Origin of the sequence: Azospirillum oryzae (assembly GCF_900177515.1) — a bacterium.
Classification (GTDB): Bacteria; Pseudomonadota; Alphaproteobacteria; order Azospirillales; family Azospirillaceae; genus Azospirillum; species Azospirillum oryzae_A.
Genome location: NZ_FXAK01000007.1, coordinates 2,224,963 through 2,239,365, shown reverse-complemented (window position 1 = coordinate 2,239,365; position 14,403 = coordinate 2,224,963). Strand labels below are relative to the sequence as shown.

Annotated in this window: 16 protein-coding genes; 7 read left to right on the top strand and 9 right to left on the bottom strand. The window is 68.5% G+C overall.

Annotated features, from left to right (window positions below):
- Positions 1 to 30: 30 nt before the first annotated feature.
- Together B9N97_RS23030 and nifA are read right to left on the bottom strand one after the other, a co-directional pair.
- Positions 31 to 927 carry an adenylate/guanylate cyclase domain-containing protein gene (locus B9N97_RS23030; RefSeq protein WP_244560852.1) on the bottom strand — a complete coding sequence of 299 codons (897 nt, stop codon included), beginning with the start codon at positions 925 to 927 and terminating at the stop codon, positions 31 to 33.
- A gap of 104 nt (positions 928 to 1,031) precedes the next feature.
- A complete protein-coding gene (nifA, locus tag B9N97_RS23025) occupies positions 1,032 to 2,948 on the bottom strand; it encodes a nif-specific transcriptional activator NifA (RefSeq protein WP_085090026.1) in 1,917 nt (638 codons plus the stop codon).
- 351 nt (positions 2,949 to 3,299) lie between these two features.
- On the opposite strand from nifA, the gene B9N97_RS23020 reads away from it, so the two are divergent.
- From B9N97_RS23020 to B9N97_RS23010, 3 genes are read left to right on the top strand one after another with little or no spacing between them, the layout of a single operon-like run.
- The gene (locus B9N97_RS23020; RefSeq protein ID WP_085090025.1) at positions 3,300 to 3,992 is read left to right on the top strand and encodes a TetR/AcrR family transcriptional regulator; all 693 of its coding nucleotides are present in this window, start codon (positions 3,300 to 3,302) and stop codon (positions 3,990 to 3,992) included.
- Positions 3,989 to 4,957 (top strand): HlyD family secretion protein, encoded by a 969-nt coding sequence (locus B9N97_RS36815; protein WP_085090024.1) that lies wholly within the window; start codon positions 3,989 to 3,991, stop codon positions 4,955 to 4,957. Before B9N97_RS23020 ends, B9N97_RS36815 begins: the two co-directional genes overlap by 4 nt.
- Complete coding sequence (locus tag B9N97_RS23010) at positions 4,954 to 5,931, top strand: ABC transporter ATP-binding protein (protein WP_085090023.1); 978 nt, start codon at positions 4,954 to 4,956, stop codon at positions 5,929 to 5,931. Before B9N97_RS36815 ends, B9N97_RS23010 begins: the two co-directional genes overlap by 4 nt.
- A gap of 5 nt (positions 5,932 to 5,936) precedes the next feature.
- On the opposite strand, the gene B9N97_RS23005 is transcribed toward B9N97_RS23010, so the two are convergent.
- A complete protein-coding gene (locus B9N97_RS23005) occupies positions 5,937 to 6,305 on the bottom strand; it encodes a hypothetical protein (RefSeq protein ID WP_085090022.1) in 369 nt (122 codons plus the stop codon).
- A gap of 363 nt (positions 6,306 to 6,668) precedes the next feature.
- Here B9N97_RS23005 and B9N97_RS23000 point away from each other — a divergent pair, with 363 nt between their 5' ends.
- Positions 6,669 to 6,893, top strand: a complete 225-nt coding sequence (locus B9N97_RS23000) for an SMc00767 family acetate metabolism repressor (protein ID WP_085090721.1) — start codon at positions 6,669 to 6,671, stop codon at positions 6,891 to 6,893.
- Positions 6,894 to 7,066: 173 nt separating this feature from the next.
- Positions 7,067 to 7,306 (top strand): hypothetical protein, encoded by a 240-nt coding sequence (locus B9N97_RS35155; RefSeq protein ID WP_143266821.1) that lies wholly within the window; start codon positions 7,067 to 7,069, stop codon positions 7,304 to 7,306.
- Here the strand turns inward: B9N97_RS35155 and B9N97_RS22995 are convergent.
- Together B9N97_RS22995 and B9N97_RS22990 are read right to left on the bottom strand one after the other, a co-directional pair.
- Complete coding sequence (locus B9N97_RS22995; RefSeq protein WP_244560851.1) at positions 7,299 to 9,422, bottom strand: ATP-binding protein; 2,124 nt, start codon at positions 9,420 to 9,422, stop codon at positions 7,299 to 7,301. The genes B9N97_RS35155 and B9N97_RS22995 overlap by 8 nt on opposite strands.
- A 174-nt stretch (positions 9,423 to 9,596) precedes the next feature.
- Positions 9,597 to 10,373, bottom strand: coding sequence for a TorD/DmsD family molecular chaperone (locus tag B9N97_RS22990; protein WP_085090020.1), 777 nt, complete (start codon positions 10,371 to 10,373; stop codon positions 9,597 to 9,599).
- A 291-nt stretch (positions 10,374 to 10,664) separates the two neighbouring features.
- On the opposite strand from B9N97_RS22990, the gene B9N97_RS22985 reads away from it, so the two are divergent.
- Positions 10,665 to 11,054, top strand: a complete 390-nt coding sequence (locus B9N97_RS22985; protein WP_085090019.1) for a carboxymuconolactone decarboxylase family protein — start codon at positions 10,665 to 10,667, stop codon at positions 11,052 to 11,054.
- Between the two features lie 7 nt (positions 11,055 to 11,061).
- On the opposite strand, the gene B9N97_RS22980 is transcribed toward B9N97_RS22985, so the two are convergent.
- Together B9N97_RS22980 and B9N97_RS22975 are read right to left on the bottom strand one after the other, a co-directional pair.
- Positions 11,062 to 11,337, bottom strand: coding sequence for a hypothetical protein (locus tag B9N97_RS22980; protein WP_085090018.1), 276 nt, complete (start codon positions 11,335 to 11,337; stop codon positions 11,062 to 11,064).
- Positions 11,338 to 11,455: 118 nt separating this feature from the next.
- The gene (locus tag B9N97_RS22975; RefSeq protein WP_085090017.1) at positions 11,456 to 12,115 is read right to left on the bottom strand and encodes an XRE family transcriptional regulator; all 660 of its coding nucleotides are present in this window, start codon (positions 12,113 to 12,115) and stop codon (positions 11,456 to 11,458) included.
- Between the two features lie 93 nt (positions 12,116 to 12,208).
- Here B9N97_RS22975 and B9N97_RS22970 point away from each other — a divergent pair, with 93 nt between their 5' ends.
- Positions 12,209 to 12,406 (top strand): helix-turn-helix domain-containing protein, encoded by a 198-nt coding sequence (locus B9N97_RS22970; RefSeq protein WP_085090016.1) that lies wholly within the window; start codon positions 12,209 to 12,211, stop codon positions 12,404 to 12,406.
- Positions 12,407 to 12,476: 70 nt separating this feature from the next.
- On the opposite strand, the gene B9N97_RS22965 is transcribed toward B9N97_RS22970, so the two are convergent.
- A complete protein-coding gene (locus B9N97_RS22965; RefSeq protein WP_085090015.1) occupies positions 12,477 to 13,412 on the bottom strand; it encodes a ribose-phosphate pyrophosphokinase in 936 nt (311 codons plus the stop codon).
- Positions 13,413 to 13,614: 202 nt separating this feature from the next.
- Positions 13,615 to 14,382: a peptidoglycan editing factor PgeF gene (pgeF, locus tag B9N97_RS22960; RefSeq protein WP_085090014.1), complete on the bottom strand. Its 768-nt coding sequence runs from the start codon at positions 14,380 to 14,382 to the stop codon at positions 13,615 to 13,617.
- Positions 14,383 to 14,403: the final 21 nt, after the last annotated feature.

Here is a 14,403-nt window from a genome sequence, read left to right as displayed (position 1 = left end):
AGGGGCTTTGTCGGGGTGCCGACAAACCGGTCAGGCCAGTTCGCCGCGGAAGGCGACGACATGGTCCTGGCTCTCGTCCAGCGCCTCCGCCCCGAAGCCGATCAGGCCGCTGCCGACCAGCTTGGTCGAATCGCGGCGCAGCACCACCGGTGGCGACCCGCCGCTGCGGATGTAGGTGCCGTTGGTGGAATGGTCGGTCAGCAGGAAGCTTTCGCGGGTGAAATCGATCACCGCATGCTGGCGCGAGGTCTGGCGCGAGGCGATGCGCAGGCCGCTGCTGTCCTCCCGGCCGATGGTGACGCGGGGCAGGGCGCTGCTCATCGTGATGTCCTGCCCGCGGTAGGAGAGGTGCAGCGTCACCATGCTTCGGCTAGCCGCCGGCACCAGGGAGAAGCCCAGCGTGGTGCTTTCGATGGCGTCGTCGGCCTCGTCGTCGGTGCGGATCTGGTGGACGCGGATCGGCGCGGCCTTGCCCTTCATCGCCACGTTGCTCAGCGGCTTGGTCCGGCCCCGCAGGTCCGGCGACAGGCCGTCGACCAGCGCCTGGGTCGCCAGGATCTCGCCCGGCCGGGCGATCTGCTGCACCCTTGCCGCCACGTTGCAGGCGTCGCCGTACAGGTCGCCCACCCCTTCGATCACCGTACCGAAATGGATGCCGACGCGCAGGCGCATCCCGTGCTGGTCCTGGATGCCGATCATCGCGCAGGCGGCGCGGGCGCTGTCGTCGCATACCGGGAAGGCGGCGAGCAGCCCGTCGCCCAGGCTCTTGATGACGCCGCCGCGCTGCTCTTCCACCAGCCGGCGCAGATGGGTCAGCACCCGCTGCGTCAGCGCCGCGGCGGTGGCGTTGCCGATTCGCTCGTACAGCATCGTGCTGTCGGCGATGTCGACGAACAGCAGGGCAAGGGGTTTTTCAAGCGAAGGCAAAACGGAGATCCGTTGGAACGGGGAACGCGCCATCGATCCGAGGGCCCGTCAGGGTAGCACGAAATCGCGGCGAGGTGTGACGGAGAGGGAGCTTCGCCCGATTCCTAGAATCTCTTGATCTCGATGTTGTACTTGCGCAGCGCGTAGCTCACCTGTCGCGTCGTCATGCCCAGCAGGCGGGCGGCCTTGGCCTGGACCCAGCCCGTCCGTTCCATCGCCCAGACCAGGCGGTCGCGCAACGGACCCGACTCGGGCTCGTCCAACGGCAGGTCGGGGCCGGCGGCTGCCGGCTGCGGCGCCGGCGCGGAGGGTATCGGCGGGGCGGACACCGCGGGCTGGGGGGCGGGCAGGGGAACGATGGCCGAGGGCGGCAGCGGCTTGGAGGCGCCGCAGACCGGCATCGGCCCAGCCCCGCAGCCGGACGCGCAGGCGGGCCATTGTGCACCATTGGGGGCGCCGTTCGGGGCGCCGTTGGCGGGGGCCGGCACGGCCGGCGGCATGGCGGATCCGTTCATGGGGGCCGGCTGAGCCCTCCCCTGCGCCGGGTTGCCCACCCCCGGATTGCCGGCCGCCGGGTTGGTGGGGGTCCCGCTCATCGACGGGGCCAGCCCGCCCACGGCGGCACCCATGGTGCGGTACTGGAACAGCACCGACGAATTGCAGAGATTCATGCTGCAGGACAGGTCGGGCACCCGGATGGTGCCGTTGCGGCACTGGGTCGCCGCGCGCTCGATGCAGTTCTCCAGCTCGCGCACGTTGCCGGGCCAGGTGCAGCGGTTCAGCACCTCCAGTGCCTCCGCGGCGATGTCCAGGTTCAGGCCGTTGTCGCGGCCGAACTTGGCGACGAAGTGCTTGGCCAGCGTGGCGATGTCGCCGCGCCGCTCGCGCAGCGGCGGCAGGTGGATCGTCACCACGTTGATGCGGAAATACAAATCGGCGCGGAACTTGCCGTGGCCGACCGCCTCCTCCAGATTCAGGTTGGTGGCGCAGATCAGCCGCACGTCGGTCTTGATCGTCTTCGACCCGCCGACCCGCTCGAACTCCTGCTCCTGCAGCACGCGCAGCAGCTTGGCTTGGAAGTTGGAGGAGATATCGCCGATCTCGTCCAGGAACAGCGTGCCGCCCGACGCCAGTTCGAACCGGCCCTTGTGGTCCTTCTGCGCGCCGGTGAAGGAGCCCTTCTCGTGGCCGAACAGCTCCGACTCCAGAAGCGATTCGGGCAGGGCGGCGCAGTTGACGCGGATGAAGGGGGCGTCCTTGCGCGGCGACAGGTTGTGGATGGCGCGCGCGATCAGCTCCTTGCCGGTGCCGCTCTCGCCGCGGATCAGCACGGTCGACTTGAAGGGCGCCACCCGGTGCACCTGGGCCAGCACGTCGACCATGTTCGGGCTGGTGCAGACCACGTCGTTGACGGGGGCCACCACCGGCCGCAGCTCCTTCTGGACGCGGAAGGTCTCGCGCATCATGAAGCGCCGCTCCTCCGCCACCGTCCGGTGCAGGCGCACGGTCTGGCCGATCAGGTTGGCGACCATGGTCAGGAATCGGACGTCGGAGCCGAAATGGCCGCTGGGGCCGTCGTCGGAGATGCGGTCGATGGTCAGCACGCCGATGACGGTGCCGGCGGCCTTGATCGGCACGCCGACCAGCGAGGCCACCTGTTCGTCCAGATCGTCGCGTCCGCCGGAGCGGTTGTTGAACAGCGGCTCTTCCGCCAGGTTGGGAACGACGGCCGGCATGCCGGTCTTCAGGATGCGGCCGCTGATGCCTTCGCCCTGGTTATAGTCGATCTCCTGCGCCGGCGAGTCCTTCGGCAGTCCTTGTGCGGCGACGAGCCGCAGAGCCCCGTCCTCGCCCTGGAGATAGACCCGGCCGCGATGCATCTGCAGCTGATAGGACAGCGCGCGCAGCACCTCGCGCAGGGTCTGTTCCAGATCGAGCGACGACCCGAGGATCTTGCTGACCTCGTAGATCGTCAGCAGCTCCAGGCTGGAGGATGACGCGGACTGGGCAGCACTCGGCATGATCGATCCCCTTGCTCGGCAGGGGGCCCGGGCATGGGCCGGACGGATGGGTCCAGGCATCGCAATGCATCGGGTCCCGGCGTCTGCGCCTTGAACCGTACCTCCCGAAAACCGCGGCGACCGTTGGTCCGGCCACGCCGTTCATGCCCTGTTTTGGAGCCCGCCGTCCGGGCCGGGGATGGCCGCGACTCTGTTCGTACGCGGCCAGCCGGTGGAAAGTGTCCGTGACTGCTCGCCGAAAGGCAAGACCTTTTGCATAGATTCTGCTGCGTCGCACAATGACCTTGGCCATTGGTGGAAGGGCCGAATCATGTTAATAACTGACTGGTCAGTTATAAAAAGGGGCGAGCCATGCCCTCCCGCCAGCCCGGTCCACACTCCGATCCCGACCCTGTGCCGCCCGGCGACCCGCCGCGCTGGCGCCGCCGCAAGGAGGCCCGCCCGCAGGAGATCGTTGCCGCCGCGATGGATGTCTTCGCCGAACGCGGTTTCGCCGCCGCGAGGCTGGAGGAGGTGGCGGCCCGCGCCGGCGTCAGCAAGGGCACGCTCTATCTCTACTTTCCCAGCAAGGACGAGCTGTTCAAGGCGGTGATCCGTGCCGCCATCCTGCCCAACCTGCAGCAGGCCGAAGCGTTGGTCGCCGCGGCCGGGGGACCCTGCTTTCCGGTGCTGGAGCGGCTGCTGCGCATGGTGGCGCGGCTGATCGCGACAACCCGCATGGCCGTCATCCCACGGCTGGTGATCGCCGAGGCCGGCAATTTCCCGGAGCTTGCCGCCTTCTACCACCGCGAGGTGATCCGCCGCGGCTTCGGCTTGCTGGCTGCCCTGCTTCGGCGGGGAGTCGAGAATGGCGAGTTCCGCCCCGTGGCCGTCGATCCCACGGTGCGCCTGATCGTGGCGCCGCTGCTGATGAGCGCGGTGTGGCGGACCTCCTTCGACGGTGTCGATGGCGAGCCGCCGCTGGAGGTGACGGCGCTGGTGGAAATCCACATCGACAATTTGCGCCGGGTGCTGCTGCAGGATTCAGGGGAGGGCGCGCCATGAGCGGCTTTCTCGGGACCATCTTGGACGGGCTGACAGCTCTCGCGCTGGCGGTCGGTCTGCCCGTCGCGGCCGGCGGGCCGCCGCCGCTCGCCCATGGCTATGTGGAGGGAGAGTATCTGCGCATCGCCGCCCCTAGCGCCGGCATGCTGGAAAGGCTGTCGGTCACCCGCGGCACCCAGGTGGCGACCGGGGCGCCGCTGTTCGCCATCGACCGCGCCACCGCGACGGCGGAGCGCGATCGGCTGGCCGCGGCGCTGGCCCAGGCGCGGGCGCAACGCGCCGACCTCGCCACCGGCAAACGGCCGCAGGAGGTGGCGGTTCTGGCCGCACAGAAGGCGCGGGCGGAAGCGGCTCTGCGCTATTCCACCGCCGAACTGGCCCGCCAGAGGGAATTGGTCGCCCGCAAGGTCTCCTCTCCCGACAAGCTCGATCAGGCCCTTGCCGCCTATGACCGCGACCGCGGCCAAATGGCGGAGGCGGAGGCGCAGTTGGCGGTCGCGGCGCTGCCCGCCCGTCCGGACCAGTTGCGGGCGGCCGACGAGGCGGTGACCCAGGCGGAGGCGGCATTGGCCCAGGCGGAGCGCCGGCTGGCCGATCTGGCGCCCGTCGCCCCGGCGGGGGCCCTGGTGGAGGATACGCTCTACAATCCCGGCGAATGGGTGCCGGCCGGCTCGCCGGTGGTGTCGCTGCTGCCGCCGGAGCGGGTGAAGCTGGTGCTGTTCGTACCGGAAACCGCCATGACGGGGGTGGCGCCGGGGGGAACCCTGTCGGTGCGCTGCGACGGATGCCCGCCCGGCCTTTCGGCGCGGGTGACGCGGGTCGCCTCCCAGGCGGAATACACGCCGCCGGTGATCTACAGCGTCGGCAGCCGCGAGAAACTGGTCTTCCGGGTGGAGGCGGTGCCGGACCGGCCGCTGAACCCCGGCCTGCCGGTCGATGTCTGGCCGGCGGGGGCGGGGCAATGACGGAGGTAGGCACTCCCGCCGCCGGCACTCCCGCCATCGACGTGCGCGGGCTGGTCAAGCGCTTCGGCAGCAAGACCGTGGTCGACGATGTGTCGATCCGGGTGGAGACCGGGGAGATCTACGGCTTCCTCGGCCCGAACGGGTCGGGCAAGACCACGACGATCCGGCTGCTGTGCGGTCTGCTGACCCCCGATGCGGGAGAGGGCACCTGCCTGGGCCTCGACATCCGGCGGCAGAGCGCGGCGATCAAGCGGCAGGTCGGCTACATGACCCAGAAGTTCAGCTTCTGGGAGGATCTGAGCATCGCCGAGAATCTGGATTTCGTCGCCCGCATGTATGGTCTGCCCGACCGCCGCCGCCGGGTGGATGAGGCGCTGGACCGGCTGGGGCTGTCCAACCGCCGCACGCAGCTGGCGGGGGAATTGTCGGGCGGCTGGAAGCAGCGTCTGGCGCTGGCCGCCTGCATCCTGCACGAACCGAAGCTTCTGCTGCTGGACGAGCCGACGGCGGGCGTCGATCCCAAGGCGCGGCGGGAATTCTGGGACGAGATCCACCGGCTGGCCGGGGAAGGGCTGACGGTGCTGGTCAGCACCCACTACATGGACGAGGCGGAACGCTGCCACCGCATCGCCTACATCGCCTATGGGACGCTGATGACCCACGGGACGGTCGATCAGGTCGTCGCCGATTCGGGCCTGCACACCCGTCTGGTCGCCGGCAACGGTCTGCACCGCATCGCCGCGGCGCTGGAAGGACAGCCGGGGGTGGAGATGGTCGCGGTCTTCGGCAGCCGCCTGCATGTCAGCGGCATGGACCCCGCGGCGCTTGACCGGGCGCTCGCTCCCTGGACTGGAGAGTCGGGGACTGGAGAGCCGGGGACTGGACAGCCGGCGCTGCGGATCACCGCGACGGAGCCGACGCTGGAAGACGTCTTCATCCACCTGATGAACCGCAGCACCGACAATTTCCGCTGACGCGCTTACTCGGTCTTGGCGGAGGTGACGCCCGTGCTCTTGTTCCACTTCAGCGTCAGCTTGGTGATCTGGCAGAGGTTCAGGCCCTGCCACACCGCCGACTCGCCGTCGTCATAGACGACCTTCATGTCCCACTTGCAGGTCTTCTCGGCCTTGTCGAAGGCGACCTCGAAATATTCGCCGTCCTCCAGAACATCGCGGCCGAGGATGTCCTCGTCCCAGCTGTTGTTGTTGTTCTCCGAGACATAGATGTGCTTCAGCGGATAGCCGGTCTTGTTAACGATGGTGAAATCCTGCTGTCCGGCGAACGCCGCACCATTCAGCAGGAACAGCGAGGACGCAACCAGCAGGGCCTTGGCGGCGACGTTCTTCAAGATGAGCTCCGTGTGGGGAAATTGAGTTTGTGTCGAAATTTGGGCACTGAAATCGAGAAACGTCAACTGTGGAGTTAATCCAAAATTTCGTCATGACTCTGAAGCTTTATTTCTTTGTCCGGAAAGAAAAAGCCGATGGCGCCGCTCCACGGCGGAACGCAGGGGAAACGGCGATGCGAAGCCGTTCGCCGGTTGCAAGAGGCCAATGGTCGCAAGCGCTTGGCGCGTCGGGAACTTTGTCGCGGCGCACACAATGTGGTACATGATGGAAACCGGCATCCGAAGCCGGGCAAGATCATGACCAAGTTCTGGACCGCAGCCGGTCCCGCCGGGGCGGTCCCAATCCAGGGGAAGGAACAACGCATGTCGGGATTCAAGGACGCGCCGCCGGACGACCGCTCGGAGCTGACTCCGGAGCAGGAAAGCGCCATCCGCATCGTCGCCAACAACCTGCATCGCCTGAACGACGCCGTCGTCAAGGCGGTCGAGGCCGGCGTGACGGTGGAGCTGATGCGCACCGCCCGCTACCACAACGAGGCCGGCAACTGGGGCGATCAGCTCACCCCGGTGATCCGCCCCGGCAAGTGACCGCTTCCGGCCGACCAGGCCGGTAGCTTTGCGAAAAGGCCCCATCCGTCCAGCGGATGGCGGCCTTTTTTCGTATGTCGACAAAATTTGATGGCTGACGGAAGAAAGGGTGGCCGGCGGCGGCAGTAGCCACAAACTTGTTGGGCATTCCGCTATCGATGCGAGGCCCAGCCATGCTGTCACGCGACCCTGAACGGCGCGCAGCCGCAAGCCGTGAACCGACCGACGGCCGTGCCGCCGGTTCCGATGCCGATTCTTCCGGCCGGGCGCCGACGCCGGGTGAGTTGAACGCGATGTGGAGGCTGAACCGTCTGGAGCAGCCGACCTTCGACGACCTGACCCGCGGCCTGTGCCTTGGTCTCGTCTGGTGCATGGCGATGTGGACGCCGATGTTCCTCAGCGCCCTTACCTGACTCCGTCGGGCCGCGCCGATCCGGCATCCGCCTGCACCAGCGATCGGATGCGGGCCGCCAACTGGTCTGGGCTGAAGGGCTTCGCCAGGACGGACGCGGTGTCGGCGCCCATGGTGGCCAGCGACTCCGGGCTGTAGCCGGACGCCAGCAGCACGCGCAGCTGCGGCCAGCGCTCGCGGATTTGACGGGCAAGGTCGATGCCGGAGACGCCGCCCGGCATGACCACGTCCGACACCACCAGATCGAAATTCCGGTCGGTCTCCAGCAGGGTCAGGGCCGACACCCCGTCTTCCGCGGTCTCCACCGTGAAGCCCTCCTGGGTCAGCCCCTCGACCGTGGCCATCAGCACCAGCGGATTGTCCTCCACCACCAGGATGCGCAGCGGGCGGACGTCCGCCTCCACGGCTGCCGGGGCCGGGGGCGGTTCGGCCGGCCGCAGGTCGGTCAGCGGCAGGTCGATGCGGACGCAGGTGCCCTCGCCCGGCCGGCTGTCGATGGCGGCGACGCCGCCCGACTGGCGGGCGAAGCCGTAGACCATCGACAGCCCGAGCCCCGTCCCCTTGCCGATGCCCTTGGTGGTGAAGAAGGGATCGAAGGCGCGGGCCATCACCTCCGGCGGCATGCCGGCTCCGGTGTCGGAAACCGCGATGCGGGCGGTGCGCGGCTCCGGCCCGGGGGATGCGGCGATGCGGATGCGGCCGCCCCCGGGCATGGCGTCGCGGGCGTTCAGCACGAGGTTCAGGACCGCCATTTCCAACTGCACCGGATCGACGGCGACCGGCATCGGCGTTGGCGCGATGTCCCACTCCAGCGGGATGTCGGCGCGGACCGACCGCTCCAGCAGGTCGGCCATCCGACGCAGGCTGTCGCCCAGATCGACCACCGTCGGGTTGACGGCGTCCTGGCGGGAGAAGGACAGCAGTTGCCGGGTCAGCTTCTCCGCCCGGTCCAGCGCGGTCCGCGCCCCGGCCAGGAAGCGCTGGCTCTCGGCCGGCAGATGGCGGGACATCAGATGAAGGTTGGCGAGCGCGGCGGTCAGCAGGTTGTTGAAGTCGTGCGCCACGCCGCCGGTCAACTGGCCCAGCGCCTCCATCTTCTGGCTCTGGCGCAGTGCCTCCTCCAGCCGCTCGCGGTTGCGCACCTCGTCCGCCCAGCGCCGGACCGCGGCACTTTCGGAGGCGGCGCGGCTGTAGGCCAGCCAGGCGATCAGCGCCAGCGCCAGCGTCGCCGGGGCGACGAAGGCGGCGTCCAGTGCCATGTTCCGCCACCAGGAGCGGGCGATCTGCGTCTGGTCCAGCCCATAGACGACATAGACCGGGAAATCGCCGACCCGTTTGTAGGCGAACACGCGCGACAGTCCCTGCACATGGCTGCGCCCGGTGCGGAAGATCCCCTCCTCCGGCTGTCTGCCGATCTCGGCGCGCAGGCCGCGGTCGGCGGGCAGGGTGGGCAACGCCGCCGTTGGTCGTGACGGGTCCAGGGTGGGGTAGCGCATCAGGATCGCACCGTCCTCGCGGATCAGCGAAATGGACTCCCCTTCGTCGCCGATGACCTGCCGGTAGAAGCTGGCGAAGTAATCGGGATTTACGATGGCGGCGATCATCCCGTCGAAGCTGCCGTCCGGTCCGCCGGGACCGCTGCGGCGCCGGCTGATGCCGAAGCTGGGCTTGCCGGTGGCGGGATCGGCGACCGGGCCGGCGATGAGCAGCCCGGAATCCTGCTCCCGCTGTTCCCGGAAATCCGCCCGGTTGCCGACATAGGTCTTGCGCGAGGGGAAGACGAGGCTGGAATTGCGCACGATCCCGTCCGGATCGGTCAGCCCGATGGCGCCGATCTGGTCAAGTTCGCCTTCCAGCGTCCGTAGATAGTGGTGCAGCGACTCCGACTCGGCGATCTCGCGCCAGCTGCGGCCATGAATGCGCTCGTCCACCCGGTCCAGCACCTGGGCCATGGTGTCGAACACCTTCAGCACATGCTCGTGCAGGATCAGTGCGTTCTTGCGGCTGTTCCTTTCGGCTTCCTCCTGGGCCTCCCACCGCTCGCGCCAGCCGATGCCGGCGAACAGTACCAACGGCAGGGCGACCGACACCGCCAGAAGGAGGCGCAGGAGGCGCAAGGATCCCCTGCGGTCGGTGCGACTGTCGAAGCTGCGAAAGGGCATCACCAACCATTGCCAAGGAAATGGACCGTGCCGACCCGCGCCGGCAGGGCGAAGCCCGCCCCGGTCACCATGGCCCAAGCATTTGAGGCCGGGCAACTCAGACTTTACGGCAGGACGCCGCCGGAGGCGTCAGGGGTCGCAGGTGCAGGCGCGGGGGAAGCGGCCCTCGGTCCAGCGGCGGCGGCGGCGGACATCGCATCCGTCCTCGGCCGGCCGCGGCAGTCCGCAGGCTTCGCCGAGCCGGTCGCGCAGATCGTCGAGCAGCGCGTTGGTCAGGATGGCGATGCCGGCGAAGAAAGGCTCCCGGCAGCGGGTGGCGACCCGGCTGCAGAAATCGGGAACCCAGCGCAGCGGATGACGGTCGAGAAAGCGGACGGCATCGATCATGCGGTCGCGGCCGAGCAACTCCGCCAGCAGCACCAGTTCCGCGGCGATATGGTCGTCCGGCAGCCGGTCGAGCGGCGGCTGCCGCAACGCCGCCTCCAGGCCGATCCGCCAGCGGGCCAGGGAGGCGGCGGCATCGGCCCGCAACTCCTCGTCCAGCCAAGGGCCTTCGGTCGGGCAGGCGCGCAGTTCGCTGGTCCGGTGGATGGTGGCGAAATCGGCAGCCAGCGGGGCGAGGCTGCGGCGGGTGATCCGCGTCGGCAGATCGCTCACCACCTCGTCGACCAGGGCGGCGGCCTGCAGGGCGTCGTCGCGGTCGAGAGCCAGGGGGCCGCGGGCGACCGGGGCATTGCGCAGCGCCTCCAGCAGGGCGGGGGTCGGCTCTTCGGCATGCAGATGGGCGAGAAGGCGCAGTCCCTCGGCGACGGCGGCCGGATCCAGGCCGCCGGTCCCGGTGCCGTCCGTGACGGGGACCCCGTCCTGGTGGGGCGGTGACAGGGTTTCCAGAACCGTGCTCTGCACGCTGTTCCTCCCGGCAGTCGGGCCGGATCGGGCGAGAGTGCCGGGACCGGGCCGCATGGGAACGCTGCACGAATGGATTTCGTGTCTTATGGAAGTCTTGCGGTGCCGCCGCTTGCGGCCGGATCAGCGTCCGAACGTTTGCGCGATCTGTTGCAAGTCTCTACTACCAGGGGGGCAAGCATTGGTCAATGTGGCCGATGGATCGGGGAAAGGCATAGACCGGCGGTTGCCTTGCGACACGATGTCCGGCCTTATCGCAGGATCAGAACCCAAGCAGGAGGTCCCGCCGCCATGCCGCTCCCCCTCATCGAACAGGCCGATGCCGCGCCGGAGGTCCGCGCCGTCTACGACGACATCAAGGCGACGCGCGACGTTCCCGACGTCAACAATTTCTGGAAGATGATCGCCCACCACCCGCCGACCCTGGCGCGGACCTGGGACAGCCTGAAGGAGGTGATGGCCCCCGGCGCGCTGGACCCGCTGGTGAAGGAGATGATCTTCGTCGCGGTCAGCATCACCAACAACTGCCAGTACTGCATCCGCTCGCACGAGGCGGCGGCGCGCCGGCTGGGCATGACCGACGCGCAGTTCGGCGAGCTGATGGCGGTGGTGGGGATGGCGAACGAGACCAACCGCCTCGCCGTCGGCTATCAGGTCGAGCTGGACGAGCGGCTGAAGTGATCCCTTGTCAGGCGGCGCGCGGCAGCGTCCGTGTCGCCGCTCCTTCCAGACGGCGCTGCGGCATGCCGTTGATCAGGTCGCTGCGGACGATGAAATGGGCGATGCTGCGGCCGTCGCCCAACTCCTCGCTGGCGATGCGTTCCACCCGAACCTCCACGTCCCAGCCGATGTCGGCCCAGGCGGTGCGGATGCGGCGGGCCAGTTCGCGGGCGCCGCGCTCGCTGAAGCTGTCGAGCCGACCGGCCGACGGGCCGGGATGGAAGCGGGGATAGGGCTGGGGCATGGCCAAGTCTCCTTGATCGGTTGCGGCGCGCCGGACTGTCCGGCGATCCGACGACCAAGGAATAATCCAAAATGGATTTACCTGGCGACGAAAAGTCGATACCGAAGCGGTATGGACGTCAGGGCTCCTGCAGACCGACCACCGTGTGCAGGGTGTCGAGATCTTCCAGCGCCACGGCGAACTCGCGGTCGGCCGGGCGGTATTCGCGCAGGACCACCGCATCGGGGCTGCGGCGCACGAACTCCTTCACCAGCACCGCCTTGTTGCGCTTGACCACCACGACGCCGGCTCCCGGCGCCGGCGGCTTGTGCGGATTGACGTGCAGAAGCTGGGCCGGGCGGAAGCGCGGCATCATCGACTCGCCGACCACATACATGGCGTATGGATCGCGGGCGTTCTTCAGGTAATCGGGCCGGGCGATCCAGTCGATGGGGCCGTCCTCCAGGAACATTTCCTGGTCAACCCCACCGCGCGCCGCCGCCCGCACCGGCATCGAGGCGGCGGCCTGCGCCTGCGGAACCGGTGCCGTGCGGAGCAGCGGCGCAAGCGCCGGGCGGGTGGGGCGGGGTGCCGCCGGGGGAGCCGCCGGCATATCGAGGCCAAGCAGGAGCGCCGGCTCCACACCCAGCGGGCGGGCGAGCTTGACCGCCCAGTCGACGGTCATCTTGCGCTGGCCGGTCTCCAGCTTGTTGATCTGGGGCTGGGAGGTGCCCGCCAGTTCGGCCAGCTTCTCCTGGCTCAGTCCGGCGGCCTGCCGCAGTTCGCGCATTGTGGTCATGGGCCGTTCATACCAAAACGGCTTTGGAAAGTCCATAACTGCGGCATAAATCCAGTTGCGCGCAGAAGCCGGCTTGGTCTAAACCATTGCGGTATGACGCTCGACGACTGGCTCACCCGGACCGCAACCAAGGAAGAGGCCTTCGCCGCCCTGATCGGGACGAGCCAGGCCACGGTCAACCGCTACCGTCACGGCCGCCGCGTCCCCCGTCCCGCCGTAATGGCCCGCATCGCCGCCGCCACCGGCGGGCAGGTGACGGCGAACGATTTCCATGGGTTGGGGGAGGGGTGAAGGCGGATTGCGCGCAACAAAAAAGGCCCCCTCCCGATGGGAAAGGGCCTTTCCTGTAACGCTGCCGCTGTTACGAGAACAGGCTCGACACCGACCGTTCCTCACTGATGCGCATGATTGCTTCGGCGAGCAGGGGGGCGATGGTCAGTTGGCGGATGTTGCGCGACACGCGCACCGCTTCGGTCGCCTGGATGCTGTCGGTGGTGACCAGCTGCTCCAGCGGCGAGACGGCGACGCGGGCAACCGCACCGCCGGACAGAACGCCGTGGGTGCAGAAGGCGTGAACCGACTTGGCGCCGGCTTCCATCAGCGCGACCGCGGCGTTGCACAGCGTGCCGCCCGAGTCGACGATGTCGTCGATCAGGATGCAGCGGCGGCCGTTTGCGTCGCCGATGATGTTCATCACCTCCGACACGCCGGCGCGCTCGCGCCGCTTGTCGATGATGGCCAGATCGGCATCCAGGCGCTTGGCCAGCGCGCGGGCGCGCACCACGCCGCCGACGTCCGGCGACACGATGGTGACCTCGCCGATGTTCTCGAAGGACTGGCGGATGTCCTTCTCGAAGACCGGGGCGGCCATCAGGTTGTCGGTGGGGATGTCGAAGAAGCCCTGGATCTGACCCGCATGCAGGTCCATCGTCAGAACGCGGTTGGCGCCGGCCTGGGTGATCAGGTTGGCGACCAGCTTGGCCGAGATCGGCGTGCGCGGGCCGGTCTTGCGATCCTGCCGGGCGTAGCCGTAGTAGGGGATGACCGCCGTGATGCGCCGGGCCGATCCGCGCCGAAGGGCGTCGATCGTCACCAGCAGTTCCATCAGGTTGTCGTTGGCCGGAGCCGAGGTCGACTGGACGACGAACACGTCCTCGCCGCGCACGTTCTCCAGGATCTCGACGAACACCTCCATGTCGGAGAAACGGCGCACGCTCGCTTTCGTCAGCGGCACGCCGAGACAGGTGGAGATCGCCTCGGCCAGCGGACGGTTGCTGTTGCCGGCAAGCACCTTCATCGGGGTCGGCTCTCTTTGCAGGGAAACGGCTCAAGGCACGTTCGCCGCTTGCGCGCCGTCGCCCCTTGAAAACGGGGCGGACCATAACAAAGGGTCGGGCCCATGTAAACGTTCCATGACGGTCGGGTCTTTCCCCATTGGGGAATGCCGCCCTGCGCGGGCGGCATGACGATGGACCCGGCGGTTGCCCGTTCGGGCCGGTTCAGGTCTGCAGGACGATGGCCGAAAGGCCGCGGCCGTAATCCGATTCGCCCCGAAGGCAGGACCGGCGATAGCTGAAGAAGCGGTCCTCCTCCGCCACCGTGTCGTTGGGGCAGCGCTGGATCACCGTGACGCCGGAATCGCCCAGCCGGCGCGTGACGTAGGCGGCCAGATCGAACAGGAAATGGCCGGGCTTGCGGGCCGGGGCGAAGTAATCGCGGTTGCGCGGGTCCTCCTCCTCGAACGGGGCGGGAAACTCCGGACCGACCTCGTAGGAGCGCTGGGCGATGCAGGGGCCGATGCAGGCGACGATCCGGTTCGGTTTGGCGCCCAGTTCCACCATGCGTGCGACGGTCGCCTCGATGACGCCGGCCTTGGCGCCCTTCCAGCCGGCATGGGCGGCGCCGATCACCCGCGCCTTGCTGTCGGCGAACAGCACGGGCGCGCAGTCGGCGGTCAGGATGCCCAGCGCGATTCCCGATTGCCGGGTCGCCATGGCGTCGGCCTTCGGCGCCGTCTCCGGCGTCCAGGGTTCCTCCACCACCACGCAGGTCGGGCTGTGGACCTGATGGCAGGTGATGAGGTTGCCGGGCTCCACCTCCATCCGCGCCGCGGCGCGGGCGCGGTTCTCATGCACGGCTGCGGCGGAGTCGTTGGACCCCAGCCCGCAGTTCAGTGAGGCGTAGAGCCCGGTGGACACCCCGCCGGTGCGGGTGAAAAAGGCGTGGCGGATATGGGTGATGTCGTTCAGCGCGCCGAGTGTGATCACGAACGCCGTCCTTCCCTGTTC

Bases quoted from the DNA above. Each gene is read 5' to 3' on its own strand.
- B9N97_RS22970 (WP_085090016.1), top strand. From the start codon at position 12,209: ATGACGCTCGACGACTGGCTCACCCGGACCGCAACCAAGGAAGAGGCC.
- B9N97_RS22980 (WP_085090018.1), bottom strand. From the start codon at position 11,337: ATGCCCCAGCCCTATCCCCGCTTCCATCCCGGCCCGTCGGCCGGTCGG.
- B9N97_RS22975 (WP_085090017.1), bottom strand. From the start codon at position 12,115: ATGACCACAATGCGCGAACTGCGGCAGGCCGCCGGACTGAGCCAGGAG.
- B9N97_RS22985 (WP_085090019.1), top strand. From the start codon at position 10,665: ATGCCGCTCCCCCTCATCGAACAGGCCGATGCCGCGCCGGAGGTCCGC.
- nifA (WP_085090026.1), bottom strand. From the start codon at position 2,948: ATGCCGAGTGCTGCCCAGTCCGCGTCATCCTCCAGCCTGGAGCTGCTG.
- B9N97_RS23020 (WP_085090025.1), top strand. From the start codon at position 3,300: ATGCCCTCCCGCCAGCCCGGTCCACACTCCGATCCCGACCCTGTGCCG.
- B9N97_RS22965 (WP_085090015.1), bottom strand. From the start codon at position 13,412: ATGAAGGTGCTTGCCGGCAACAGCAACCGTCCGCTGGCCGAGGCGATC.
- B9N97_RS23010 (WP_085090023.1), top strand. From the start codon at position 4,954: ATGACGGAGGTAGGCACTCCCGCCGCCGGCACTCCCGCCATCGACGTG.
- B9N97_RS35155 (WP_143266821.1), top strand. From the start codon at position 7,067: ATGCTGTCACGCGACCCTGAACGGCGCGCAGCCGCAAGCCGTGAACCG.
- B9N97_RS23000 (WP_085090721.1), top strand. From the start codon at position 6,669: ATGTCGGGATTCAAGGACGCGCCGCCGGACGACCGCTCGGAGCTGACT.
- B9N97_RS36815 (WP_085090024.1), top strand. From the start codon at position 3,989: ATGAGCGGCTTTCTCGGGACCATCTTGGACGGGCTGACAGCTCTCGCG.